This window comes from Pseudoduganella sp. (assembly GCF_041914865.1).
In the GTDB taxonomy this organism is placed as follows: domain Bacteria; phylum Pseudomonadota; class Gammaproteobacteria; order Burkholderiales; family Burkholderiaceae_D; genus Rugamonas.
The window spans coordinates 20,045-45,349 of the sequence record NZ_JAYSCO010000025.1 but is presented as its reverse complement, the minus strand read 5'-3'; the positions used below and the strand labels follow the sequence as shown (position 1 = coordinate 45,349).

Annotated in this window: 21 protein-coding genes and 1 pseudogene; 7 read left to right on the top strand and 15 right to left on the bottom strand. The window is 68.4% G+C overall.

The annotated features are described in order from the left end of the window. The 4 genes and pseudogenes from ACE3TQ_RS13650 to ACE3TQ_RS13635 all read right to left on the bottom strand — a co-directional run. Positions 1-680 (bottom strand): annotated as a pseudogene (locus tag ACE3TQ_RS13650) (hypothetical protein); the annotation flags it as partial. Beyond that, entirely contained in the window at positions 681-1,235 is a 555-nt protein-coding gene (locus tag ACE3TQ_RS13645) for a hypothetical protein (protein ID WP_374582796.1), read from the bottom strand. Further along, a complete protein-coding gene (locus ACE3TQ_RS13640) occupies positions 1,219-2,376 on the bottom strand; it encodes a hypothetical protein (RefSeq protein WP_374582795.1) in 1,158 nt (385 codons plus the stop codon). Before ACE3TQ_RS13640 ends, ACE3TQ_RS13645 begins: the two co-directional genes overlap by 17 nt. Before the next feature lie 44 nt (positions 2,377-2,420). After that, positions 2,421-5,564: a penicillin-binding transpeptidase domain-containing protein gene (locus ACE3TQ_RS13635; RefSeq protein ID WP_374582794.1), complete on the bottom strand. Its 3,144-nt coding sequence runs from the start codon at positions 5,562-5,564 to the stop codon at positions 2,421-2,423. A gap of 159 nt (positions 5,565-5,723) precedes the next feature. Between ACE3TQ_RS13635 and ACE3TQ_RS13630 the strand changes: the two genes are divergently transcribed. Continuing rightward, positions 5,724-5,966 carry a hypothetical protein gene (locus ACE3TQ_RS13630; RefSeq protein ID WP_374582793.1) on the top strand — a complete coding sequence of 81 codons (243 nt, stop codon included), beginning with the start codon at positions 5,724-5,726 and terminating at the stop codon, positions 5,964-5,966. 107 nt (positions 5,967-6,073) lie between these two features. Continuing rightward, positions 6,074-6,634 (top strand): YXWGXW repeat-containing protein, encoded by a 561-nt coding sequence (locus ACE3TQ_RS13625; RefSeq protein ID WP_374582792.1) that lies wholly within the window; start codon positions 6,074-6,076, stop codon positions 6,632-6,634. Positions 6,635-6,649: 15 nt separating this feature from the next. Here ACE3TQ_RS13625 and ACE3TQ_RS13620 read toward each other — a convergent pair whose 3' ends face one another. The 6 genes from ACE3TQ_RS13620 to ACE3TQ_RS13595 are packed head-to-tail and all read right to left on the bottom strand — an operon-like array spanning position 6,650 to position 15,944. Beyond that, positions 6,650-7,798, bottom strand: a complete 1,149-nt coding sequence (locus ACE3TQ_RS13620) for a VWA domain-containing protein (protein ID WP_374582791.1) — start codon at positions 7,796-7,798, stop codon at positions 6,650-6,652. Further along, positions 7,795-10,014, bottom strand: coding sequence for a DUF5682 family protein (locus ACE3TQ_RS13615; RefSeq protein ID WP_374582790.1), 2,220 nt, complete (start codon positions 10,012-10,014; stop codon positions 7,795-7,797). Before ACE3TQ_RS13615 ends, ACE3TQ_RS13620 begins: the two co-directional genes overlap by 4 nt. Beyond that, positions 10,014-11,108, bottom strand: a complete 1,095-nt coding sequence (locus ACE3TQ_RS13610) for an AAA family ATPase (RefSeq protein ID WP_374582789.1) — start codon at positions 11,106-11,108, stop codon at positions 10,014-10,016. Before ACE3TQ_RS13610 ends, ACE3TQ_RS13615 begins: the two co-directional genes overlap by 1 nt. Next, the gene (locus tag ACE3TQ_RS13605) at positions 11,105-12,658 is read right to left on the bottom strand and encodes a DUF5691 domain-containing protein (protein WP_374582788.1); all 1,554 of its coding nucleotides are present in this window, start codon (positions 12,656-12,658) and stop codon (positions 11,105-11,107) included. The genes ACE3TQ_RS13610 and ACE3TQ_RS13605 overlap by 4 nt, the downstream gene beginning before the upstream one ends. Beyond that, a complete protein-coding gene (locus ACE3TQ_RS13600) occupies positions 12,655-14,019 on the bottom strand; it encodes an SWIM zinc finger family protein (RefSeq protein ID WP_374582787.1) in 1,365 nt (454 codons plus the stop codon). Before ACE3TQ_RS13600 ends, ACE3TQ_RS13605 begins: the two co-directional genes overlap by 4 nt. 14 nt (positions 14,020-14,033) lie before the next feature. Further along, entirely contained in the window at positions 14,034-15,944 is a 1,911-nt protein-coding gene (locus ACE3TQ_RS13595; RefSeq protein ID WP_374582786.1) for a prolyl oligopeptidase family serine peptidase, read from the bottom strand. A gap of 62 nt (positions 15,945-16,006) precedes the next feature. On the opposite strand from ACE3TQ_RS13595, the gene ACE3TQ_RS13590 reads away from it, so the two are divergent. Continuing rightward, entirely contained in the window at positions 16,007-16,474 is a 468-nt protein-coding gene (locus ACE3TQ_RS13590; RefSeq protein ID WP_374582784.1) for a ribonuclease HI family protein, read from the top strand. 6 nt (positions 16,475-16,480) lie between these two features. On the opposite strand, the gene ACE3TQ_RS13585 is transcribed toward ACE3TQ_RS13590, so the two are convergent. Together ACE3TQ_RS13585 and ACE3TQ_RS13580 are read right to left on the bottom strand one after the other, a co-directional pair. Beyond that, positions 16,481-18,028, bottom strand: coding sequence for a methyl-accepting chemotaxis protein (locus ACE3TQ_RS13585; RefSeq protein WP_374582783.1), 1,548 nt, complete (start codon positions 18,026-18,028; stop codon positions 16,481-16,483). Beyond that, complete coding sequence (locus ACE3TQ_RS13580) at positions 18,025-18,495, bottom strand: chemotaxis protein CheW (RefSeq protein WP_374582782.1); 471 nt, start codon at positions 18,493-18,495, stop codon at positions 18,025-18,027. The genes ACE3TQ_RS13585 and ACE3TQ_RS13580 overlap by 4 nt, the downstream gene beginning before the upstream one ends. Before the next feature lie 146 nt (positions 18,496-18,641). On the opposite strand from ACE3TQ_RS13580, the gene ACE3TQ_RS13575 reads away from it, so the two are divergent. The 4 genes from ACE3TQ_RS13575 to ACE3TQ_RS13560 are packed head-to-tail and all read left to right on the top strand — an operon-like array spanning position 18,642 to position 22,186. Continuing rightward, positions 18,642-19,292 carry an HD domain-containing protein gene (locus ACE3TQ_RS13575; RefSeq protein ID WP_374582781.1) on the top strand — a complete coding sequence of 217 codons (651 nt, stop codon included), beginning with the start codon at positions 18,642-18,644 and terminating at the stop codon, positions 19,290-19,292. Next, complete coding sequence (locus ACE3TQ_RS13570; RefSeq protein ID WP_374582780.1) at positions 19,289-20,512, top strand: MFS transporter; 1,224 nt, start codon at positions 19,289-19,291, stop codon at positions 20,510-20,512. Before ACE3TQ_RS13575 ends, ACE3TQ_RS13570 begins: the two co-directional genes overlap by 4 nt. A gap of 7 nt (positions 20,513-20,519) precedes the next feature. Continuing rightward, positions 20,520-21,341 carry a substrate-binding periplasmic protein gene (locus ACE3TQ_RS13565; protein ID WP_374582779.1) on the top strand — a complete coding sequence of 274 codons (822 nt, stop codon included), beginning with the start codon at positions 20,520-20,522 and terminating at the stop codon, positions 21,339-21,341. Further along, positions 21,341-22,186 (top strand): EamA family transporter, encoded by an 846-nt coding sequence (locus tag ACE3TQ_RS13560; protein WP_374582778.1) that lies wholly within the window; start codon positions 21,341-21,343, stop codon positions 22,184-22,186. Before ACE3TQ_RS13565 ends, ACE3TQ_RS13560 begins: the two co-directional genes overlap by 1 nt. 35 nt (positions 22,187-22,221) lie before the next feature. On the opposite strand, the gene ACE3TQ_RS13555 is transcribed toward ACE3TQ_RS13560, so the two are convergent. From ACE3TQ_RS13555 to ACE3TQ_RS13545, 3 genes are read right to left on the bottom strand one after another with little or no spacing between them, the layout of a single operon-like run. Further along, complete coding sequence (locus ACE3TQ_RS13555) at positions 22,222-22,740, bottom strand: GNAT family N-acetyltransferase (RefSeq protein WP_374582776.1); 519 nt, start codon at positions 22,738-22,740, stop codon at positions 22,222-22,224. A 21-nt stretch (positions 22,741-22,761) separates the two neighbouring features. Then, the gene (locus tag ACE3TQ_RS13550) at positions 22,762-23,235 is read right to left on the bottom strand and encodes a GNAT family N-acetyltransferase (RefSeq protein ID WP_374582775.1); all 474 of its coding nucleotides are present in this window, start codon (positions 23,233-23,235) and stop codon (positions 22,762-22,764) included. After that, positions 23,232-25,118: a CocE/NonD family hydrolase gene (locus tag ACE3TQ_RS13545; protein WP_374582773.1), complete on the bottom strand. Its 1,887-nt coding sequence runs from the start codon at positions 25,116-25,118 to the stop codon at positions 23,232-23,234. The genes ACE3TQ_RS13550 and ACE3TQ_RS13545 overlap by 4 nt, the downstream gene beginning before the upstream one ends. Positions 25,119-25,305 lie beyond the last annotated feature (187 nt).

Here is a 25,305-nt window from a genome sequence, read left to right as displayed (position 1 = left end):
GCGGCGGCGCGGCGGCCGTGCCAGGGCATGTCCGCCATGCTTAACCAATCCAGCGCAACGCTATCCCTGCCCGCATCCACCGCGGGTGCGGGAGCGGGAGCGGGCGCATGTGCGGGTGCGGACGCGGGTGCGGCGGCGCTGGCGGCCGAGAGCTGCGCTGCGAAGTCTATAGCCGGGTGAAGGTCCACCGGCACGCAATCCTCCACCACGAGCCCAAAGCGCGTATAGACCAGTTCATTCAGCCCGGCGCGGAACGCGTGCCATTCCTCGTCCGACGTGCATGGCGGCAGATCCAGCGTGCCACCCTGCAAGGCATCCTGCACCGCCTCCTGCAGCGCGGCGGCAACGGCGCCAGTGGTCAGCGCACCATCCGCCTCCGCCTCCGCCGCCAGCAGCAAGGCAAACCTCTGCCGATCCCCCGAAGGATCAAAGCAGTAATCCATCCGCAACCCAAGCTCCGGCGCCGCAGCGAACGGCGTGATGGAACAGCGCAGCGGCGCCGCATGCACCGCCCAGGCCAGGCCGTCGGCCGCCTCCAGCCGCACAGCGCGCGCCGGCAGCGCGCCGGCGCCGTCCAGGCGCACCGCCAGCGCAGACGTGCCAAGGCCGTCGACCGCGCCACGGTCAACGGCCAGATCGTGCGCAGCCTTGCCACGCATGCGCGCCAGGAATCCCATCATTCAAGGCCCAAGCGGTTCCACCGCAAATACCGCGCCATGGGCCTGGAAGTGCGCCTCGGGCGCCTGCTCGAAGGGCCAGGCGCGTTCGCACTCGCCATCCGCATCGAGCCTGCCCTGCAACAGCACGGCCCCGCCGCCGTCTGTCACGCGCAGCAGCGGCCGGCGCGCCAGCAGCTGCGCAGCGAAGCCGGCTCCCGCCTCCAGTTTCAGGATCACCTGCCAGCCCTCGCCTTGCGGCACAAAATGCAGCGACCAGCAGCCGTCGTCGGTGACCAGCACGGCCAGCTCGGTGGCGGAGGACGCCGCGCGCAGCATGCCCCGGCTGCCCTGCCAGCCGAACGCCGCCTGCGCGCGCTTGCGCTCCAGCGCCAGGTGGCGGAAGCGGCGCAACGTCAGCGGCGATGCCTGCAAGGCCGACAGCTGGGCGGCGGTCAGCGGCTGGCTGCCATCCAGCGCCGCCCGCAGCACGCCGTCCGCCAGCACCAGCCCATCGTCACCGGGGCGGCTGCGCAGCAGCAGCGCTTCCTGCAGCTTGCGTTCAGTTGAGTTGTTCACTTGCCACCCCCAGTCCAGCATTCAGCCTGTCTATCAAATCATTGCGCCGCTTACGCAGCGTCGGTACCGAAATGCCCGCCATTTCAGCCAGCCGCGTCATCGGCGGCAGTTCGCCGGTCTCCGGCTCCAGCCATTCCTCGGGATAGCTGTCGTCCGCCGGCCCAAGCAGGGACTGGAACACCGCCAGCCGAATCGGCAGCGCCTCAGCCTGCAATGCCGCCAGTTCCGCCTTGCGGGGGGAAAGGGAAACTTCGGCCTCCCCCGCATCTTCCCCCTCTTCCGCCTCCTCCGCCACGCGCCACAGGTCCTCCAGCCAGGACAAGGACTCCGCCTCGTCCAGCTGCCAGTCGCCATCCTGGTTGGCAGACAGCTCCTCGTAATCGCCGATCTCGCGCAGCATGGCGGCAATCCGTGCCGGGTTGTTTTTCATGCTGGCAAAGCGCTTGGAACGCGTGTGCAGCGGACCGGGCGCGCCGCCAAAGGCTTCCAGCGTCTCGCTCCAGCGTATCAGCCATTCGGCCCGGCAATCGGCGATGGACCGCATCTGCCGCACCTCGATCGGGAAGCCCTGCAGCTCGCGCCCCAGGATGGCACCCACCTGCACTGCATTGTGCTCCCAGTTGGCAAACAGCTGCGCAATCTCGCGGTAGGCGGTATCGAGCATGCGATAGGTGTAGATTTTGTTGGGCGAACAAGGCAGGCCCGTCGCGACCATGTAGTTATCGCTATCGACCTTGTCGCGCAACACCGCAAACATATCGTTGACCTTCTTGCGCAGCATGCCCTGCCCGCTCTCCTCCAGCCAGAAAGCCCCGCTGCGCGCATGCTCGGCAGCCAGGGCCGCCAGGAAGGCCGCCCAGTCGGCGGGCTGGGCCTGCAATTCATACAACAGGGCCAGGGCCAGCTCCGCCGCGCTGTCGCCATAGGAATTGCCGGGCGCCTCGCCGCGCGCCCGGCGCGCGTGCTCGCGCAGCAGGCGGCCGGTGACGGCGCCATACCACTCGAGCGATTCGCCCGCGCGCGACAGGTCCAGCAAAAGGTGCGCATCGCACTGCCGGAACGCCTGCAGCGAGCAGTGGCCCAACAACTTGCGTACTTGCTCCCAGCCGTGTTCCTGGTAGCGGGTTCCTGGCAGCCGCATACTATCCTGTCAACATTGTCGCGTGCCCAATGCACGCCTCCTTATCATGGCATAGACGCAACCCAACCATTCGCCGCGACTGAAGGAGGATTTCCCTTCTGTTCCCCGTTCTGCCCTGCCAGCGTTTTAAGCAGCGCCGCGACGATGGGCGCCGCGTGGGCGCCGCCGGTCAGCTGCGAGTGGCTGACGTAGGCGGCGAACGCCAGGCGCTGCTTCTGGCCGGGCAGGCTGCCCGGCTCCAGCCAGCCGACGAACCACACCGTGCCGTCATCCTCGCTGACCGGGGCGGTGCCGGTCTTGCCATACAGGCCGCGCCGCAGTTGCGCCAGGGCCGGGCCGCTGAAGGCCGCCGCCGCCGTGCCACTGTCGACCACACCCTTCATGCCAAGGCGGATGCGGTCAAGCCTGGCCGGCAAGGGCATCCCCTCCGCATCCTGGACGCTGTGTGCGCCGAGCGCCGCCAGCAGGCGCGGTGTGCGCTGCTGGCCGGAACCGATCGCCGCCGCCGCCGCCGCCATCTGCAAGGGAGTGGCCTGCATGCGCAGGCCGATTGCCATTTGGCGCAGTTCGTGGCGGCTGTCGATCGGGTCGATGCGGGCGGCGCTGGTTTGCAGCGCGTCATAGCTTTGCCACGCGAAGCCGGCCGGGAGCAAGCCGCCGTCCAGCCGCATCGGTGCGCCGAAACCGAGCAGGCGCGCCGCGTCGGCGATCGGGCGCTGCGCGGCCAGCGCCCTGTCCTCCAGCGCGCGCAGGCCGGGCGCACCGCCGTCCGGCCTGCCCTGCAAGGTGCGGTCGCTTAGTTCCGCGCCCCATGCGAACCAGGTGTTGACGCTGTAGGTCATCGCCTGCGCCAGGCCGAGTCGGCCGGATTCGGCGCGCCGTGCCAGGCTTTGCTCGCGGTAGTTGGTGACGTGGGCCGCCGTGGTCACCGTGGGATAGACTGGCGCATCGGTGCGGAAAGCGTAGCCGCGCTGGCGGGCAAGCAGGTCGATGTCCTGCAGCGGCATGCCGCCCAGCAGGCCGTCCAGCACGCGGTCGTGGCGCGCCGCCATCTCCAGTCCAAGCGCGCTGATGATCTTGAAGGCCGAACCGGGGCTGTTATGGGCGCCGCCATCGTGCTGCCAGGCCGGCAGGCGCAGGGGGCTGCGGGCCGGGTTGGCGCGGTCGAAGTCGCGCGCTTCGCGCCAGTTGCCAGGCGTGACCTCGGGGCCGCCCACGCCGGCCGCCAGCAGGATGTCGCCATTGCCGGCGTCCAGCAGCACCAGGCCGGCGCGGCGATTCGCGGGCGCCGCGCCGCCGCCCTCGCAGCCCTTGCCGTTCCAGCGGCCGCCGCGCATGCCCTGGCATTCCAGGATGGCCTGGCCCAGGGCCTGCAGCGGCAGCGAGATGGTCAGGCGCGCCGCACGGGTGCCGCCATCCAGTTGCGCGGCCCGTGCCAGCATGCCGGACAGACTGGCCGTATGGGCCGGACCAATGCCGAGCAGCGTCGCCAGCCCCGCACTGCGCGCCGCCGGCGTGGCTTCGCCGCCATCCCACAGTGCGATGCCATCGCGGTCCGCGATCTGGATACCCGCCGCATCGCGCCCCTGCGCACCGCCCCCCCGCATGCCGCCGGCGTACGCCGCAGCCGGCACCGGCTGCCACGCCGGCACCCCGCCAGCCAGGCGTATATGGCGATAGGCCTGGTCGCCCGGATGCTGGGCGCCCGCTACGTCCAGCGCGCGCACCGGCAATTCAATGCGTGTGGCACCGGCAGCCGGTCGCAGCGTAATCGCCTGGACATCCGCAGCCGTGCCGCAGGCGCTGCCGCTACATGCGTCCACAGCGTGCAGCGCGGCACCCAGCGCAGGCGCGGCGCGCTCCGCATGGCCCGCCAGCAGCAGTTCGATGCGCTCCGTGCCGCGTGCGGGCTGCGCCAGCCGGACCACCAGCGTGGCCTGGCCGCGCCCCGTCCAATGGGCGGCCCGCTGCCATGCCTGCCAGCCGGCCGGGAGGTCGGCGAACAGGCGCACGGCCAGCGCCGGCATCTCCGCCGACTGCGGCAACTCCGCGCCGCCGGGCGCCCGCAGCGACACCGAAGCGGCCGGGGCACCCAGATCGGCGCGCAGACGCCAGGCCAGCAGGCGCCGTTCGCTGTTGAACAGGTCTACCTGGCGCCGCACATACTCGCCGTCGGCTTGCCGGTAAAGGCGCAGCAGCAGCTTGCGCATGCTGTCGTCCGGCTCCAGCCCGCTCCAGCCAGGCAATTCGGCGGCACGTTGTCCTGCCGGGGCGGACAGCCATTGCGCAAGGTCTGGCGGGGCCAGTTCAAGCAGCCCGTCGCCTCCCAGGCGCAGCAGGCCGCGCGCCAGCAAGCGCTTGAACAGCACTTCATCCTCGCGTGGCGCCACCGCATTTGCCGGCACCTCATAGTGCCCGGGACGCAGGCGCAGGGCGACCGGCGCCCCGGCAAGCGGGAAGGCAACGACGTGCGCCGGCATCGCGGCCGGATCGGCCGGGTCGGCCGGGCCGGCCGCGTGGCCATCCGCGCCCCCCCTGAAAAACGCCTGGACCACCATTTCGCCCAACGCGCAGCCTCGCCTTTCATGCCGCTCGACGCGCAGCGCGCCATCGCGCCACAGCAGCCAGCCCAGCGTACGCAGGGCGGCGCCCGGCGCATCGCCGACCCACTCGGCCGGAGCCCCGCGCTCGCGCCAGCGCACCCGCAGCGTATCGCCGCTGGCGGCGATGGTCATGGCGGGGATCTTGCTGCCCTCCTCCGCCAGCAAGGCCTGCCGCAGCGCCGGCTCCCCCGGCACTTCCGGGAACTGGTAGCCCACCTGCAGCGGCAGCGGCCGGGCGCACAAGTCGACGCGCACCACCGGGCCGCCGTGCAAGCCACTGACCACCAGCAGCTTGCCGCCTGCAACGGCGCGCAAGCTTCCCCCCGGCGCTTCCGGCACCTCGAAACGCAAACCTGGCGCCACAGCCTGCAGCGCAGCCACCCGGGACGCCGGCCCAGCCTCGCCCTCGCGTGCCAGGTCCCTGGCGTGGCGCCACAGCACCGCCCCCGCCGCCAGCGCCACCCCGGCCGCCGCCAGCACCAGGGCCAGCGCCGCCATAGACGGGCGCGCGGCCGCGCGGCGCAGGTTACGCTGCCGCCGGCGGTCGCGCCGCCAGGCCGATAGTCGGGAAAGTAGGGTTTGCATATCCGGCCTTAGCGGGGGGCGGCGGAAAATCCGCGATTTCTGCATTTCGCCCCGCGTTTTGGACAGCTTGTCGCATGCCCGTGGCGGCCGGCCAGCCGCCTGGATACAGTGTGCTCATGGATAGTCCTGATGTGGACGATCCGCAAACCGGAGAACATCATGAAAGCCCTGCGTAACTTTGAAGCCCTGTTCATCGCAATCATCGGCCTGGCCTGCGCTGCCAACTATGTATTCGACGGCGCCGACGCAGTCAAGGCTCCCGCCACTTACGCGGCTGCCGCACAGCCGGCCGCCAGCGAGGCGGTGCCGGTCGTGGTGGTCGCAGCGAAACGCATGAGCGCAGCCGAGAAGCAGGCGTCGCTGGCGGAAGAGCGCCAAGCCAGCCAGCCGGGCAATATTTGAACAATTGTTACCCCGAGCGGGCAATTGTAAGAAACTGAATCAGGCTTATCCCGGCAATCGTGCGCTTGCTATATTGAAGTCAGCGCAACACCAACCGGAGATACGCCATGCTCAAATCGAAACTCATCTTTGCGGCCGCCCTGGCACTTGGTGCGGCCGCCGTCGTACCAGGTACTGCCCTCGCCCAGGTGGATTTCAGCCTGGTCATCGGCAACGCCCCGCCGCCACCGCGTTTCGAAAGCCTGCCGCCGCCGCGCCACGGCTACGTGTGGGCGCCCGGCTACTGGCGCTGGGACGGCCACCGCCACGCCTGGGTCGCCGGCCACTGGCTGCGCGAACGTCCCGGCTACCGCTACTACCCGTCCGAATGGGTGCGCGTCGACAATGGCTGGGGATGGCGCGAAGGCGGCTGGCGGGTCTATGACAACCGTCCGCATTACGTGCAAAGCCCAAGCTACTACTACCGCGAGCCGCAGCACGGCTACTATCGCGACGGCCACCGCTATGACCGCGACCGCTACCGCGACCGTGACCGCGATGGTGTGCCGGACCGCTACGACCGTGACCGCGACAACGACGGTGTGCCCAACCACCGCGACCGCGACCGCGATGGCGACGGCATCCCGAACCGCCACGACCACCGGCCGGACAATCCCTACCGCCGCTAACGCGGCGCCGGCCGCCTAGCCCGCGACAGCGATATCCTGTTGCGCGGCCCAGGCGGCCATATCCTGCTTGCGGATGGCGGCCGCCATCAAGTCCGGGAATTTATCCGGCGTACAGGCAAAGCAGGGAATCCCCATGTCCGCCAACTGCGCCGCGTGCTGCCGGTCGAAACTCGGCGCGCCGTGGTCGTCCAGGGCCAGCAGGCAGACCATCTGCATGCCGCTGGCCGCCATGCTGCGCGCCCGCGCCAGCATTTGCGCCGCATTGCCGCCTTCATACAGGTCGCTGATCAGGACAAAGATCGTGTCCTGCGGCCGCTGCACCAGCGTCTCGCAGTAGGCAAGCGCGCGGTTGATATCCGTACCGCCGCCCAGCTGGGTGCCGAACAGCACTTCCACCGGGTCGCTGAGCAAGGAAGTCAGGTCGACCACCGCCGTATCGAACACCACCACCTGCGTGCTGACGGCCTTGATCGTCGCCAGCACCGCCGCGAAAATGCTGGCATACACCACGGAGGGCGCCATCGAGCCGCTCTGGTCGATGCACAGCACGATATCGCGCAGGCTCTGCGTCTTGCGCGCGAAGCCGATGCGGCGCTCCGGCACGATGGTGTGGTAGTCGGCCTGGTAGTGGCGCAGGTTGGCGCGGATGGTGCGCAGCCAGTCGATCTCATTGTGGCGCGGCCGGGTGTTGCGCGCGGCCCGGTTCAGGCTGCCCGCGACCGCCTGGCGCATGGGGTTGGCCAGCTTGCGCTCCAGTTCCTGCACCACCTGGCGCACCACCTGGCGCGCCGTCTCGCGCGTCCTGGACGGCATCAGGCGGTTCAGCGACAGCATGGTGGCCACCAGGTGCACGTCCGGCTGCACGCTGCGCAGCATTTCCGGTTCGAGCAGCATCTGCTGCAGGCCCAGGCGCTGCATCGCATCCTTCTGCATCAGCTGCACCACGCTGCTGGGGAAATACTCGCGGATGTCGCCCAGCCAGCGCGCCACGTTGGGCGCCGATCCCTGCAGGCCGCCGCGCCGCTCGCCCGGCTCGTACAGCGACTCCAGGGTGCGCTCCAGCGCCGCGTCCTGCGGCGCCAGCGGCAGGTTGTCCGCCTCGCTGCCCAGCATCAGGCGCCAGCGCCGTTCCAGTTCCTGCTGCGTGCATGGTGCGCCGCTCATACGTTCTCCCCGTTCGTTTCCAGTTGGCCCAGCAAGGCCGCCAATACCGGCAGCACCAGGCTGGCACGTGCTTCGTCGGTGCCGGCGCCGGCCACCGCAGGCGCCAGCGCCAGCGTGCCGCTTGCCACCCGCTGTCCGAGCTGGCGCCGCTCCGCCGCCTCGAAGGTGGAAAAGGTGCGGCGCAGCAGCGGCAGCAGCTCGACAAAGGTATCCCCCGGCAGGCTGGCCACCCATGCCTGCAGGATGTGCCATAGCTGATCGTTCACCACCAGCAGCAGGCCGCTGCCGCGCAGGAACCCTTCCAGCCATTCGGCGCTGGCCAGCGGTTGGACCGGATTGGTGCAGGCCAGCGACAGCGCTTGCGCCACCGCCTCCACCGGCCAGTGCCCGCTCTCCAGCAGGATGCGCACCGCACGTCCGGCCACCAGCGCGTGCGCCTGGCCGCGCGCGCACAGTTCCAAAGCCTCCAGCCACGCGGCCTGGTGCCCCGCGCGCTGCAGCAGGTTAATGGCCTGGTCGGCCTGCAGCAGCTGGCGCAGCAGCACCTGCGCCGCTTCCTCGTTGATGCCGCGCGCCGCCAGCGGCAGGGCGATGCAGGCGCGCTGCACCAGGCCGTCCAGCACCTGCGCCACGCTGGCGCTGTCCGTGGCGCGCGTGCTGCCATAGCGCAGCACATTGGCCAGCGGCGCCAGCGCTTCCATCAGGGCGCCCGCTTCATGGGTGCCGGCGGCCAGCTCCTGCATGCGCGCCATCACCGCCGGCACGGCGTGGCGCGCATCGGCCAGCAGCATGTTTTCGGCCAGGCCGGTCACTTCGGCCAGGCGCGTGGCCTGGCGCGCCAGCTGCACCAGCTTGGCGTTGCAGGCCGCTTCCACCGTGGCGCCCCAGACATTGGCCTCGATCAGCCGCACCTCGAAATCCGGCTCCCACGCCAGCACCCATTTCTCATGGAAGCTGCCGCTCTTGCCGCTGACCGCGCGCGTGCGCCCCCAGTCAATGCCGAGCAGGGCCAGGCGGTGCAGGAAAACGCTCTTTTCCATATGCTTGGGCTGGCGCAGGTCCAGCTCCAGCTCCTGCTGGTCGGCGCGCGGCGCCATGCGATAGCTCTTTTGCAGCTGCCGCACATCGGCCGGCAGCGGCAAGGTCGGCGTCGCGGCCGGCACCGCACCCAGGCGGTCGTCGACCAGCAGCTCTTTCTCGATCAGGCGCAGCGGCGCCTCGCTGTCGCCGAACAGCACGCTTTGCAGCGCCTCCAGCAGCTCGCCCAGGCCGGGACGCGAACGGTCGCGCAAGGCGGCCAGGCCATCGGCCAGGCGCACCGCTTCGATCACATGCGCCGACGAGGCATCCAGCCCGTTCTTGCGCAGCAGGTGGGCAGCCGCGGTCAGCCAGTGGACCGCGGCGCGCTGCGGCGTGTGCCACAGGTGGTGGTACCAGCCGGGCGCCTGCACCCCGGCGCCGTAGCCGCTGTCGAAGCTCAGGCGGCCATAGCTCCAGGGGGTCCAGGTGGCCGCCACCTTCGCCTTGGGCAGCTCGGCCAGCAGTTCCTTGTCATGCCTGGCGCTCGGCATGGCGCGCAGGGCCGGCACGTGCCAGGCGCCGCACACCACGGCGACCTTGCCATGCCCTTCCTTCTGGGCGGCGCGGATGGCCAGGCGCATATGGGCCTCGCGCTGGGCTTCGCGCGGCGCCAGCGGTTCGTCCAGTGCCTGGCGCGCCACCGCCATCATCTCTTCGATGGCGGCGAACAGTTGCAGGCTGTCCTGGCGCTGCTCCACCATGTGGTCCCACCAGGTTTCGCTGTCGGCGAAGCCGGCCGCCTGCGCCAGCTGCGCCAGCGCGTCGCCGCTGCGCGCGCGCGGCGCCTGCTGTGCGCCTTCGGCCTCGAACGACATCTGCGCCGCCAGCGTATGGGCCATCGGCAGGTCGATAAAACGCGCCGGCACGCCGTGCTCGTGCGCATAGCGGATAGCCTGCCATTCCGGCGAAAACTCGGCGAACGGGAAATGGGCCGCATGCTGCGGCATGGCCGGCGCGTACACCAGCAGCGCGACCGGCGGCCGCATGTCGCTGTGCCCGGCCAGCGGCAGCAAGCCGTCCGCCTCGGGCGGCCCTTCGATCAGCACCAGGTCGGGCTGCAACTGGCGCAAGGCCAGCGCCAGGCTGCGCGCGCAGCCCGGCCCGTGGTGGCGGATGCCGAAGAAATGCAGCCCCATCAGAGCACGGCGTGGCAGGCGCGGTACAGGTCTTTCCAGCCCTCGCGCTCCTTGACCACGGTTTCCAGGTATTCCAGCAGCACCACGCGGTCCTGCACCGGGTCTTTGACGATGGCGCCCACCACCGACGAGGCCATGTCGGCGCCGCGCAGCATGCCGTCGCCGAAGTGCGCCGCCAGCGACATGCCGTTGGTGACGACGGAAATCGCCTCGGCCGTGCTCATGCTGGCGCTCGGCGACTTGAGCTTGATCTTGCCGTCGCCGGTCTGGCCGGCGCGCAGTTCGCGGAAGATGGTGACGATGCGGCGGATCTCTTCCAGCGCCGGCTTCTCGATCGGCAGTTCCAGCGCGCGGCCCAGGCTGGCGACGCGGCTTTCCACGATGCTGACCTCCTCGTCCGCGCTGTCCGGCAGCGGCAGCACCACCGTGTTGAAGCGGCGCTTCAGGGCGCTCGACAGGTCGTTCACGCCGCGGTCGCGGTCATTGGCGGTGGCGATCACATTGAAGCCCTTGGCCGCCTGCACGTATTCATCGAGCTCGGGAATCGGCAGCATCTTCTCCGACAGCAGGCTGATAAAGCTGTCCTGCACTTCGGACGGGATGCGGGTCAGTTCCTCGATGCGCGCCAGTTTGCCGCTGCGCATGGCGCGCATCACGGGGCTGGGCACCACGGCCTCCTGGCTCGGCCCCTTGGCCAGCAGCTGCGCATAATTCCAGCCATAGCGGATGGTTTCTTCCGCCGTGCCGGCCGTGCCCTGCACCACCAGGGTCGAGTTGCCGCTGATGGCCGCCGCCAGGTGCTCCGACACCCAGGATTTGGCCGTGCCGGGCACGCCCAGCAGCAGCAAGGCGCGGTCGGTGGCCAGCGTCGCCACGGCGATCTCGATGATGCGGCGCTTGCCGATGTATTTGGGCGTGATCTCAACGCCATTGTCCAGCGTACCGCCCAGCAGGTAGGTCGCCACCGCCCACGGCGACAGCTCCCAGCTGGGCGGGCGTTGGCGCTGGTCGGCCTCCTTCAGGGCCGCCAGCTCATGGGCGTATTGCTGTTCGGCGCTTTGGCGCAGTACCGTGCTGTCGTTTGCCATACTCATTCCTTATTCTCCATAAAGCTGCGTTGCAGCGCATTCCTGAATTGCAGCGTTTCCTTGAACTCCGCGACCAGCCCGCTCCAGTGGGGCCAGTGCTCCCACGCATCCGGCGGCCAGCCGTCCTGCACATAGGCCAGGTCGTCGGCCGCCAGCAGCAAGGCCAGCGACTTGAATGCCGCGCGCGCCGCGTATGCCGGTTCGTTCGCGCCGGCCAGCATGCCCTGCAGGCGCAGCAGGAACAGGCGCGACAGATGCGGCGGCAGGCTGGGCGTACCGCCCTCGCCCGCCTGCTGCGCCCATCCCATCGCATAACCGGCGCCCGGACCGTCCTGGTCCTCCAGCCACTCCTGCAGCACGCGCTGCTGCGCCTCCTGCGGCAAATGCGGGAACTGCGGCAGCAGCGCGCCGGCCAGGTCCAGGCCCTTGACCGGCGGCGCTGCCAGCAAGGCGCGGTACCATTCCACCGCCTCCGGTGCCGCGCGGCGCAGCGCGTAGCCGACGGCCGTGCATAAGCCGGTCAGCAGCGCCAGGTTGAACTCCTGGGCGGCGAACAGGCGCACCACGGCCGCCGCATCGAGCTGCCATTGGATGCTCCACCACACCGGCGGGACGCTCTGCACCATGTCCATCAGCCAGCCGGCTTTCTCGCCCATGTTCCAGGGCTTCTGCAAGCCGATGCCGTCGCGCTGCATGGCCTTGTCGCACGCTTCCGGCAGCCGCACCTGCAGGCTGCGGCCGGAAAGCCCGCCCAGCGCCAGGATGCCGGCCAGGCGGGCCTTGCAGCGCTCGCCCAGCTGCGCGCCCGGCAGGCCTGCCAGCAAAGCCTGGGCGGCGCGGCGCACCTCCTTGCGCCTGTCGTCCAGCGCTTGTTCCAGGAACGCCTCGTCGGCCAGCGACAGGCCGACGGCCAGGCACGGCAGGAGCGCTATGCGGTTCTCGCTCGGCTCCTGCGCCCAGTCGCTGTGCAGCGCGGCGAGGCCTGCGGCCGGATCGCTGGCGCGCATGGCGCGCAGGGCGGCCACCCGTTGCGGCAGCGCGCCGTGCTGCCAGGTGTGCTCGACACTCTCCGCCTCGACGCTGGCTGCGCCGTAGCGTCCGGCCCAGGCCGGATTCTGGCTGGCCAGCCAGGCGCCGCGCACGCCCAGCAGCGGCAGCAGCAGCTGGCGCAAAGGCGGCTTGTGCAGGCCTTGCTCCAGCAGCGCTGCCAGGCTGGCCGGCGGCAGTACCATGCCGTGCGCGGCGGCGTGTGCCAGCCAGGCCGGCAGCAGCTCGGGGTGGATGCCGCGCAGGATCGTGTCCAGCACATGTTCCGCCGCACGCGGGCACGGCGCGGCGCTTTCCGGGCCGCAGGGCGTGGCGGCGCCGGCCTGCGCCGGCTGGAAGCCGGCCCGCTGCCAGCTGTCCTGCGCCGCCAGCGAGAGCCACAGCGCGCTGCCGCCGCCCTGTCCCAGCAACGGCGCCAGCGGCGCGGCGGCGCCGGCGGCGCCATCCAGCGGCACGCGCGCGGTGCCGGCCAGCAGTGCCCGGTGCAGGCCGGGATCAAGTTGCATCATGCCTGGCCTCCGTCGAAGCTGACTGCGCGCCCTGCGGCGCTGACTGCGAGTGGCAGGAAGCTGTATCCCGACCACAGGCCGAATACTTCCACCGCATGGCCGCCGGCCAGCGCATGCAGCTGCCAGGCTTGGCGGAAGGCGCCGTCCAGCGCCAGCGCCTCGCCGTTGGCCGCGCGCAGCGACCACGGGGCCGCGCTGCCGGGCGCGAACACCGGTGTCACCGCTGCCAGGTGCATGGGACAGGACTCCAGGAAAGGATTGGCGGCCAGGGCTTGCGCATATGCCAGCAGGGGCGCCGCGAAGCCCTCGCCGTCCGGCGCGGCAGGCATGGCGACCGGGCCGGCGGCCACGGCGAAATCGGGGGCGGCGAGCGCGCGCAGCGGCCACGCCGCCGGGTAGAAATGCAGCGTTCCATGGTAGCTGGCGCCGTGCAGCAGCGGCGCCGGCAGCGCCTGGCTGCCGGCCGAGAATTGCAGCAGCATGGCCCAGCGCCCGCTGCCTGCGCCGCGCAGGTAGGTGGCGCGGCTGCTGACCCGCCCATCGTCCTGCAGGCGGTTGCCGCACACCGTCCAGGTATCGCATACGCCGGCCAGCGCCAGCACCTCCTCCTGGCTGGTGGCCCAGCCGATGGCCGCCCTTACCTCATGCTGCAGTCCCGCCGGCAGCGCGGCCAGGCGCTGGTACGCCCGGCGCAGCAGGGCCAGTTGCCCCAGCTCGCGCGCGGCCGCCAGTTCCCAGCCTGCGCCGCCGCCACCGTACACCTGCAGTCCCAGCCTGCGCAAGCGGCCGGCCAGGCCCGGCGCCTGGCAATCGACCAGCCGCGCCGCCATGGCGTCCCACTCCCTGGATGGTTTGCCGCGCAAGGTCGCCAGCCCGTCGCGCGCCAGATCCTCCAGCCAGGTATCGAGCACCGCCAGCCCCGCTTCGACATTGCCCTGCCGCTTTTCCTGGCGCTTTTGCTGGCTCGCTTCACGCGCGGCCAGCGCCTCCGGCGTCGCGGCTTCGGCCTGCCTGGCAGCCTTCTTCTCGCTGCGCTCCTCCCGGCTGTGCAGCCAGTCGCTTACCCATTGCGGCGCCTCGGTTTCGCAGAACGCGGCGCGCTCGCGCGCGTACAGCAGGTACAACCCCAGCCCGTGCTTGCACGGGAATTTGCGGCTGGGGCAATTGCATTTGAACGCCGGGCCGGCCAGGTCGATCTGCGCGCGGTACGGTTCCTTGCCGCTGCCCTGGCACAAGCCCCACAAGGCCTGCGCGTGGCCGCCCAGGCCCGACCATTTGGCAAGGCTGGCCTGGCCGCTGCCCGCCTTGGCCGAAGCGGCGTCGGGGGCCAGGGCCAGGATTTGCTCCGCCGTTAGAATCATAGGCGCTTCCAAACTTATTGCTGCCCCATCGCCGCGCTGCCGCCTTTCAGGTGCTTGTCGAGGAATTCGACTATCTTCGCATTCGCGGTGGCCTGGTTCTTCTTCTTGCTGAAGCCATGGCCCTCGTCGTCGAACACGATGTAGTCGACCGGCACATTGTTCTTCTTGACCGCCTCCACGATCTCATCGCTTTCCGGCTTGATCACGCGCGGGTCGTTCTTGCCCTGGATGACCATCAGCGGCTTGCGGATGTGCGACGCATGGAACAGCGGCGACGTCGCCACCAGGAACTCCTTGTCCTTCACCGGATCGCCGATCTCGTCGTACAGCGCCTTGCGCTGCGATTCCCAGTACGGCGGGATCGATTCCAGCGTGCGCAGCCAGTTGCTGACGCCGAAGATGTCGATGCCGACCTTGAACGCTTCCGGACGGAAGGCCATGGCCGCCAGCGTCATGTAGCCGCCGTAGCTGCCGCCCATGATGCCGATGCGCTCGGGATCGATATAGCCACGGCTGGCCAGGAAGGTTTTCGCTTCGATACAGTCCCACAGCGGCTCGCGCCCGTGCTTGCGGTCGTCCGCGGTGAAGAAGGTCTTGCCGTAGCCGCTGCTGCCGCGGTTATTGATGCCCAGTACCGCATAGCCATTGTTCACCAGGTACTGCACCATGGCGTTATAGCCGCGCCGCGTCTGGCCGCCCGGGCCGCCGTGCACCAGCACCACCGCCGGCACCTTGGCATTGGGCGCAGCGCCTTTCGGTTTGTAGTAAATCGAAGGCACCACCATGCCGTCGAAGGAACGGAAGCGCACCACCTCCGCCTCCACCAGGTCGTTCGGGTCGATCTCCTTGCTCATGCTCTGGGTCAGCTGGCGGGCTTTCTTGGTCGCCAGGTCGTACACGAACAGGTTGTTCGGCGAACGGTCGCCGTTGACATAGAAGGCCATCAGCTTGCCGCTCTCGGAGAAGACGGCGGCGCTCATGTCGCCGCCCGGCACCTTGGGCAGCGCCATCGGCTTCTCTTCCTTGCCCTCCACCACGCGCAGCACGGTGCTGCCATCCTGGTTCACCACCGAAATGCGGAAACGGCCGTTGCGCGAGAAGCCGGTGCCCACCACGTCCCAGTCCGCCTTTTCATGCTCGGCCACCTGCCCGCTTGCCAGGTCGTAGGTGCGGACGCTGGTGAACTCGCCGCCTGCATTGGAGGTGAAGAACAGCTTCTTCGACTCCGGATCGAAGCTGGCCGCCTCATAGCTGGCCACCTCCTTGTGCGGCGTGATGTGCTTCATCTCCTTGCTGGCCATGTTGTACAGGTAGATGTCGCTGTCGGCCGTGGTGTTTGGCTTGTTCAGCGCCAGCCACTTCTCGTCGCGGCTGATGCGCGCCGGGCTGATGCCGTTATCGTTCTGGTACAGCATGGTGCGCGAATAGTCCTTCACGCTGTAGCGGTACAGGTCGAAGAACTTCGGGTTGCGCTCGTTGGTCAGCACATAGAAAGCCGAGCGGTCGTCGCTCCAGCCAAAGAACGATGCCTTCAGCTTCTCGCCCGGCGTCAGGTCCTTTTCGCTGCCGTCCAGTTCGCGCACGAACAGGTGGTTGTTCTCGTCGCCGCCTTTGTCGCGCGTGAACAGGAAGCGGTTATCGGCCGGGAAATAGCCGACCGCATAAGTGCTGTCCACCGTCGATTTGGTCAGCGCCGTTGGCTTGCCGCCGCCCACAGGGATCGAATACACATTGAAGATGCCGCTCTCGTTGCTGCTGAAAAGGATGGACTTTTCATCGTGGCTGAACGAGGCGCCGCTGATCGAGGTGGTGGCCATGAACTGCTCGATCGTGTATTTGCGCACCGGCTTGGCGGGTGCCGCATACGCGGTGTGCATGGCCAGCGCCATGGCGAGGGCGCCTGCTGCGCGATACATCAATGACATGGATGGTCTCCTGTTAAAGTGTGGGGGAAACAGCCTGCCGAGTGTTGCAAAAATATTTACATATGTCAATAAAACAAGAACGGGCCCGCGCCGAAAAACTGGCGCGCCAGGCCGCCCCCTCCTCGCCCGCCGCGTGGCGCGCATGGTTCGACGGCTCCGCCCACCCCAACCCGGGCCGCATCGGCATCGGCGTGCTGTTGTCTGGCCCTGCCGGCGAACGGGTCGAGATCAGCCGGCGCGCCGGCCATGGCAGCAGCGGCGATGCCGAGTACCTGGCGCTGATCGCGGCGCTGGAAAAAGCGGTGGAACTGGGTGTGGCGGAATTGCTGGTGTACGGCGACAGCCAGGTGGTGGTGCAGGATGTGCTGGTGCCGCAGGCAGCCGGCGCGCGGGCGCTGGAACAGCACCGGGCGCGCGTGGCGCAGCTGATGGCGGCGCTGGCCCAGGTGCATGTGCGCTGGGTGCCGCGCCATAAGAATGGGGAAGCGGACCGCCTGTCGCAGCAGGCGGCCCGGGAAGGTACTGCGTAGTGCCGCTTAACGCACCTTGAACACGCTGACCACGTCGGCCAGGCCGCTGGCCTGCTTCTGCATGGACTCGGCGGCGGCAGCCGCTTCCTCCACCAGGGCGGCGTTCTGCTGCGTGACCTGGTCCATCTGGCCAACCGCCTTGTAGACCTCGTCGATGCCGCTGCTCTGCTCGGCGCTGGCGGCCGTGATCTCGCTGATGATGTCCGACACGCGCTGCACGCTGGAGACGATTTCCTCCATGGTGTTGCCGGCGTCGCTCACCAGGCGGCTGCCGGCGTTGACTTTCTCCACCGAGTCGCCGATCAGTTCCTTGATTTCCTTCGCCGCGGCGGCCGAACGCTGCGCCAGGTTGCGCACCTCGGACGCCACCACCGCAAAGCCGCGGCCCTGCTCGCCCGCACGCGCCGCTTCCACGGCCGCGTTCAGCGCCAGGATATTGGTCTGGAAGGCGATGCCGTCGATGACGGCGATGATGTCCACGATCTTGCGCGAGGACGCGTCGATCGATTCCATCGTGCCCACCACTTCCGCCACCACGTCGCCGCCCTTGCGCGCCACCGACGCGGCGGCGCCGGCCAGCTGGTTGGCCTGGCGCGCGTTATCGGCATTCTGCTTGACGGTGGAAGTGAGCTCCTCCATCGAAGAGGCGGTTTCCTCCAGCGAGGCGGCCTGCTGCTCGGTACGCGCCGACAGGTCCTGGTTGCCCGCCGCGATCTCGGTCGAGGCGATGCTGATGGCCTGGGTGCCATGCCGCACTTCGCTCACAATGTTCAGCAACGCCTGGTTCATGTCGCGCAAGGCGCCCAGCAGCTGGCCGGTTTCGTCGTTGCCATGCACGCGGATGTCGCCGGTCAGGTCGCCGTTGGCCACGCGGCGCGCCGCATCGACCGCGCGCGACAAGGGGATGGTAATGCCCTTGGTCAGCACGAAGGCGCAGGCCGCGCCGAAGGCCACCGCCAGGCCGGCCAGCACCAGCAGCCAGCTGCGGCTGGTGGCCGAGACGCTGTCGATCTGCTGGCCGATGGCGTCGATCTTCCCGCGCTGCATGGTCAGCAAGTCCTGCACCAGCTTCTGGTAGTCGGCCGCCGCCGGACGATAGGTCTTTTCAAACACCTCGCTCGCCTGTTCCAGCTCGCCGTCGGTCTTCAGCTTGGCCACCTTGTCGCGCGACGCGATGTACAGCTTGCGCTGCTCCATCAGGCGGTCCCACAGCGCCTTCTCATCGGCGTCGCTGATCAGGGGCTCGATCTGCTTTTGCAGCTCGGCCGAGGCGGCGCTGGAGGCTTTCGATTCTTCCGCGAAGAAGGCGCCCAGCGACGCGTCGCTGCTGCGGGCAATGGCCGTGGTGCGGCGGATCGCGCTGTCGATCTTCGACTGCCAGTCGGAGATCATGCGTTCCTTCGCCAGCGGCGTCTCCATCATGTGGCGCGTGGCGCCGGCGACCTGCTGCAGGCGCCAGACGCCGATGGCAGCGATCACGATGGACAGGGCAAGCGTCACCGCAAAGCCAAAGGCCAGGCGCTTGCCGATACTGAGGTTGTTCAGCAGCTTCATGCCGCCAGCTTTTCCACCAGGCCCATGTCGGCGGACGACATCAGGCGTTCAATATCCACCAGGATCAGCATGCGGTCGTCGACCGTGCCCAGGCCGGTGATGTATTCGGTGTCCATGGTGCCCGAAATATCCGGCGCCGCCTTGATCTGCTCCGGCTCCAGCATGGTCACGTCGGACACGGCGTCCACCACGATGCCCACGGTGCGGCTGCCGATGTGCAGGATGATCACCACCGTGAACGGGCCGTAGCTCGGCTCGCCCAGCTGGAAGCGCACGCGCATGTCGATGATCGGCACAATCAGGCCGCGCAGGTTGATCACGCCCTTCACGTAGTCCGGCGCGCTGGCAATGCGGGTCGGGTTCTCGTAGCTGCGGATCTCGCTGACTTTCTGGATATCGATGCCGTATTCTTCCTGGCCCAGGGTAAAGGCCAGGTACTCGGCAGCCTGGTTTGTGGTGGCATTCATAATATTCTTTCATTTGTGAATGGTGACGTAGTATGTTACCTCAGGCCAATAAAATAAGCACCAAAAATTTTTCTCTAGAGAAACATACAAGCTTATGGAAAATACATGGCACAATTGCGCGGCTAATGACAGAGACAACGGTTTATATGGATATTTCACTGAGCAGCTGGCAGCCGCGCCTGGTCGCGCTGGCCAGCGCCGCCGCGGGCGATGACGGCGCCCACGACACCAACCACCTGCACCGCGTCTGGCGCAACGCCACCCTGCTGCTGGAACAGCATCCCGAGGCCGACCGCCTGGTGGTGATGGCCGCCTGCTACCTGCACGACCTGGTCAACCTGCCCAAGAACCACCCCGAGCGCCACCTGGCCTCGCGCCAGGCCGCCGTGCTGGCGCGCGCCCAGCTTGGCGCAGCGGGCTTCCCGCCCGACCGGCTGGACGCCGTGGCGCACGCCATCGAGACCCACAGCTTTTCCGCCGCGCTGGAACCGGCCACGCTGGAGGCGCGCATCGTGCAGGACGCCGACCGCCTGGACGCGCTGGGCGCGGTCGGCCTGGCGCGCATGTTCTACACCGCCGGCCGCATGGGCTGCGCCCTGGCCCACCCGGACGACCCGCTGGCCACCGGCCGCGAACGCAACGACAAGGCCTATTCCCTCGACCATATTGAAGTGAAGCTGGCCACCCTGCCCGGCACCATGCGCACCGCCGCCGGCCGCGCGCTCGGCCAGCAGCGCCTGCAAGCCCTGCTCGATTTCCGCGACAGCTTCGTCGCAGAATGGGCGGTGGCTGCATGAGCAAGAAGGGCAACCTGAACTTCGTCCTGGTCAGCATCTTCATCGACATGCTGGGCATCGGCCTGATCGTGCCGGTACTGCCGATCCTGGTCGGCCAGTACGTGGCCGACCGCGAACTGCATGCGCTGTGGTACGGCATCCTGGGCGCCACCTTCGGCCTGCTGCAGTTCATCTTCATGCCCATGCTGGGCGCGATCAGCGACCGCGTCGGCCGCCGCCCCGTGCTGCTGTATTCCATGTTCGGCATGGGCATCAACTTCCTGACCACGGCCTGGGCGCCCAACCTGGCCTGCCTGTTCATCGGCCGCGTCATCGGCGGCATGTCCTCGGCCAGCATGTCGGTGGCCTCGGCCTATGCCTCGGACATCTCGACCCACGAGGACCGCGCCAAAAGCTTCGGCAAGATCGGCGCCACCTTCGGCCTGGGCTTCATCTGCGGCCCGATGCTGGGCGGCCTGCTGGGCGACATCGACCTGCACCTGCCGTTCTACGTGGCGGCAGGCCTGTCCTTCGCCAACCTGGTGTACGGCTACTTCTGCGTGCCCGAATCGCTGCCGGAAGAGCGGCGCGGCAAGTTCAAGCTGGTCTCGGTCAACCCCTTCAGCGCCCTCGCCAGGCTGGCCCGGCGCGAGGACATCCGCGGCCTGGTGGTCACCTTCGCCCTGGTCACCGGCGCGCAGATGATGCTGCAGTCGACCTGGGTGCTGTTCACCCACTTCCGCTTCGGCTGGAGCCCGGCGGAAAACGGCGTCGCCCTGTTCTGCGTCGGCGTCGCCGCCGCCGTGGTGCAGGCCGGCCTGCTTGGCATCTTCATCCGCAAGTTCGGCGAAGTGCGCCTGTCCCTGATCGGCCTGAGCTCGGGCGCCATCACCTACCTGCTGTACGGCCTGGCCACGCAGGGCTGGATGATGTACGTCTTCATCCTGTGCAACCTGCTGTCCTTTGCCGCCGGACCGGCCCTGCAAGGCATTGTCTCCAAGGCCACGCCGGCCAATGAACAGGGCGAGCTGATGGGCTCCCTGCAGTCGATCAGCAGCCTCGGTACGGTGATCATGCCGCTGGTGGGCGGCGGCATCCTGGGCGCCGTCAGCCACCTGCCGCCCGGCGACTGGCGCGTGGGCAGCACCTTTTTCGTCTGCGCCGCCATGCAGGCCGCCGGCATCTTCGTCGCCCGCCGCTACTTCCGCCAGCATCGCGTGGCGCTGCAAACGGGTGCATAATCGCGCTATGCACGTACGCCCGCACCGCCTCTTCCGCAAGCTGCTGGCCGCCCTGCCCCTGGCAGCGGCCGTCGCCGCGCATGCCGACTGCACGCGCGACATCGTCGTGCCGGTCTCCAGTACCGGCGTCAGCGTCATCGTTGGCAACGGCACCTACAGCGGCATCTACCCCGAGCTGTTCCGCAGCCTTGGCCCGCGCGCCGGCTGCCACTTCGTCTTCAGCAGCGTGCCGCGCGCGCGCCAGGAGCTGATGTTCGAAACCGGCAAAGCCGACCTGCTGCTGCCCGCCACCCGCACCCCGGCGCGCGACCAGCACGGCATCTTCGTGCCCATGGTCGGCCACCGCGCCGTACTGATCTCGCTGCAAAGCCCGCGCCCGCAAATCATCAACGCCCAGGACCTGCTGGACCGGCGCGACCTGCGCGTGGCGGTGGTGCGCGGCTACGACTACGGCGAAGCCTACCAGGCGCTGGTGCGCGAACTGGCGCGCCAGGGCCGCCTGTTCACCGAGGTCGACCCCACCGCGGTCGCGCGCCTGCTGCATGCGGGCGCGGTCGACATCACCATCATGGGCCCGACCATCCTGGCCGGCTCGATCAACCGCGAAACCCGCGTGCACGGCATGCTCGACCGCCTGCGCCTGGAACCGATACCGGAACTGCCCTGGCAGCAGACCGGCGTCTACGTCTCGCGCCACTCGCTCACGCCGGACGACCGCGCCGCCCTGATCGAGCTGCTGGAACGCGCAGCAAAGTCCAATGTGGTGATGGAAGGCTTCCAGCGCTACCACCGGCCGGAGATCCTGAGCGAAAGCGTGCGGCCGCGTTGATGCCGGCCACCGTCGTCGCCATCGTCCTGTGCGGCGCGCTGCTGCACGCCAGCTGGAACGCCCTGGTGAAAGGCGGCCGCGATCCCTTCCTCGGCAGCGTCATGGTGGCCAGCGGCGCCGCCCTGCTCTCGCTGCCGCTGCTGCCGTTCCTGCCGCCGCCGGCCGCCGCCAGCTGGCCTTATATCGCCGCTTCCACCACCATCCACTTCGCGTATTACGGACTGCTCGCCGCCGCCTATCGTCACGGCGACATGAGCCACGCCTATCCGCTGATGCGCGGCAGCGCGCCCTTGCTGGTGGCCGTCGCCAGCGTGCCGCTGCTCGGCGAGCAGCTGTCGCCGCTGCAGTACGCAGCCGTCGCCTGCATCAGCGGCGGCATTTTCGGCCTCTGGTTCGCCAGCGGCGCGGCAGCCGGCAAAGGCGGCAGCCGCGCCACCGCCTGCGCCCTGCTGAATGCCCTGGTCATCGCCGCCTACACGCTGGTCGACGGCATCGGCGCGCGCGCCTCCGGCAGCCCGGCGGCCTACGTCATGTGGCTGCACGTCATGAGCGCCGCCGGCCTGCTGGCCTGGTGCGCCGTGCGCTGCCCGCGCCAACTGCGCGACTACGCCATGCAGCACTGGCGCGTCGCCCTGCTGGGCGGCGCAGGCACGCTGGGCTCCTATGGCCTCGCCTTGTGGGCCATGACCGTTGCCCCGCTGGCCGCCGTGGCCGCCCTGCGCGAAACCTCGATCCTGTTCGCCGCGCTGATCGCCCGCTTCTTCCTCGGCGAGCGTATCGGCCGCCAGCGCAGCATGGCGATTGCCGCTATCGCGGCCGGCGCGGTCCTGATGCGTGTTGCGTGAGGGCCGGCAGCGGCAGGCCGCCTACCGCAGTCGTTTCAGCCGCGCTCGCGCATGTACGTATTGATTTCCTTGCCATCCAGCTCAGTGGTCATTTCGTAGCGCATACCCAGGCGCTCGGCAACACGGCGCGACGATTCATTGCCAGCAGAGACGAGCGCCCGCACCTTCGGCTCACGCCGAACCTCGAACACATATTTCAGGACCGCCGCCGCCGCCTCGTTCGCAATGCCTTTGCCCCAGAAAGCGCGGTAGGTATTCCAACCCATCTCCATCACGCTTGATCCGTGACGGAAGAACGCGCCGACGCTGCCCACCAGCTGGCCGGTCTGCCGGTCCTCGATTGACCACCAGCCAGCCTGGTTCAAGAGCCATAGCCCGGCATGGGAATTGAAAATGCGCCAGGCAGCCTGCCGGTCTGCCGAGCCTAAGAAGGCCGAGCTTTCAGGGTCCGACAGATGGTCGGCGAACAGTTCAAAGTCCGCAACACGATACTCGCGCAGCGTAAGGCGCTCGGTGTGAAGGCGCGGTACGGAAATCGTAAACGTGTCAGCCATCGGAACTGCCTCCTCAGTTGTTTAAACCATCTGCTGCACTGGCCCGTGCCAGCGTTCGTCGTCGATGAACTGCTCGGTCGATGCGCTGAACGTGGATGCCACCCGCCGCCAGAACGCCTGCGCTGGCAGGTTGGCGGCAATCTGCGATGCCTCCCAAACGCCCGGCCGCATGGCCATGACAGCCCGCGCCGCCTGCAGTCCCAGGCCCGCCCCTCGATACTTGCGCAGGATGAAAAACTCGGCGATAGCGTTTTCGCTGCCATCCAGCAGCGTATCCTGGTCGACCAAGCAAAAACCTGCGATGGCCCCGCCAACGCGGAAAACGTAGGCGGCATTCGGTTCTTGCCAATACTCGTCCAGCCAGTCGATATCGTACAAGCCGGACGGGCCGACATCCTCCCCATCGAACTCCGAAAAGTCGTGGAAGTAAAGCTGCGCCAGGCGGGCGACCAGGGCACGCTCCCCGGCACCGGCCAGCGCCACCGACAGCGTCACTTCACGACCGGCAGTTCAACCGAGCTGCCATGGAACACGCGCTGCGTCGCCTTGCGGTAGTCGCCCGGGCTGGCATGGAAGATATTCGGCACGAAGGTTTGCGGATTGCGGTCGTACAGCGGGAACCAGCTGGACTGGACCTGGATCATCAAGCGGTGGCCCGGCTGGATCACGTGGTTCACCGGCGGCAGCGTGAAGCTGTATTGCACCGGCTTGTTGGCCGGGATCGCCGACGGCTTCTCAAAGCTGTCGCGGTAGCGGCCGCGCAGGATATCCATCGACAGCGGCAGCTGGTAGCCGCCCAGTTTCGGCTGCGACGGCACCTCGTCGGGATAGACATCGATCACCTTCACCACCCAGTCGGCATCGCTGCCGGAGGTGGAAGCCAGCAAATGCACCACCGGCGCGCCGGTCAGCACCAGCGGCTCCTTCAGCGGCTCCGACACATAGCTCAGCACATCGGTACGGTCGCTGACGAAGCGCTGGTCCTGCACCAGCCACGGCTTCCATACATTCTCGTCCTCCATGCGCACGGGGCGCGGCACGAAAGGCACCGGCTTGGCCGGATCGGCCACGTACTCGTCGTAGGCAGCGGCGCCGCCGGCCGGCTTGGCGAAGGAGAGTTTGAAGCCATCCTGCAGGTACACCGCCTTCGCGGCGGACGGGCAGCCGGAGGCACACGATTGCGGCCACTGCGCAAAGCGCTGCCACTGGTTGCTGCCGGTCTGGTAAGACAGCACAGGCGGCGTGTCGGCGGCGGGCGCACCGTCCACCAGGTACTGCTTCAGGAAGGGCAGCATGACATCGCGGCGGAACTGCAGCGCCGTATCGCCCTCGAAACGCAGCGCGCCAAGCGAGGAGCCGTCGTAATTCACACCGCTGTGGCGCCAGGGGCCGACCGCCAGGTAGTTCAGTTTATTGCCCTTGTCCTGCTTCTCCAGCGCGGCGTAGGTCGCGTAGGCGCCGTAGATATCCTCCTGGTCCCACTGCCCCACCACGTGCATGGTCGGCACGGTCAGCGGACGGCGCGCCAGGATGCGGTCCAGCGCCTGCTCCTGCCAGAAGCTGTCATAGGCGGGATGCTCGAACAGCTTCTTGGTGAAATTAAGCTGGTCCAGCCCATGCTTGCGCGCCAGGTTGGCCACCGAGCCCGCGCGCAGCACCGACTCATAATCGTCATACACGCCGGTGGCCAGCGGCTCGCCCTTGCCGCGCGCCGTGTTCTGGCCGGCGATGTAATCGAGGGTATTCACGCGGAACGCGCCGTTATGGAACCAGTCGTCGCCGCGCCAGCCATCGACCATGGCGCTCATGGGCACCGCAGCCTTCAACGCCGGATGCGGCTCGGTCAACGCCATCAGCACGGTAAAGCCCTCATAAGAGGAACCGATCATACCCACCTTGCCGTTCGTTTCCGGCACATTCTTCACCAGCCAGTCGATGGTGTCCCAGGCGTCGGTCGCGTTATCGGTCTGGCTCGAATTGAGCGGCCCGCGCACCGGGCGCGTCATCACATAATCGCCTTCCGAACCGTACTTGCCGCGCACGTCCTGGAACACGCGGATGAAATCGCGGCCGAACACTTCATCGCCCTGCGGCAGCGAAGCCCGCATCGACGGGCTGACATTGCGCCGGGCACGCCCGGCGGCGTTGTACGGCGTGCGGGTCAGGATGATGGGCGCCTTGCCCACCCCCTTCGGCACCACGATCACCGTATACAGCTTGACCCCATCGCGCATGGGAACCATCACCACGCGCTTGACGTAATCCGCCTCATCCTGCGGCGCCACGAACCCGGCCACGATATCCGGCGCCATCGGAGAAGTTTGCGCCAGGGCCTGCGAGGCGAGCAGCAAGGTGGACAGGATGAGGCTGAAACGCATGGTGTCTCCGACGAGCAAGAAATATTTCAGCAATATTACTAGAAAACCAATGAGGACGCGCCCGCCCGCAACCCGGATGTCCACTTTTGGGGGGGGCGGGAAAAGTGTGAGTGAAGGGCGAACATTGACCAAAATTGCTACTGCCACAAAAGGGAACACAATAAGGCGGGGGGCGGGCGGGAGGCAA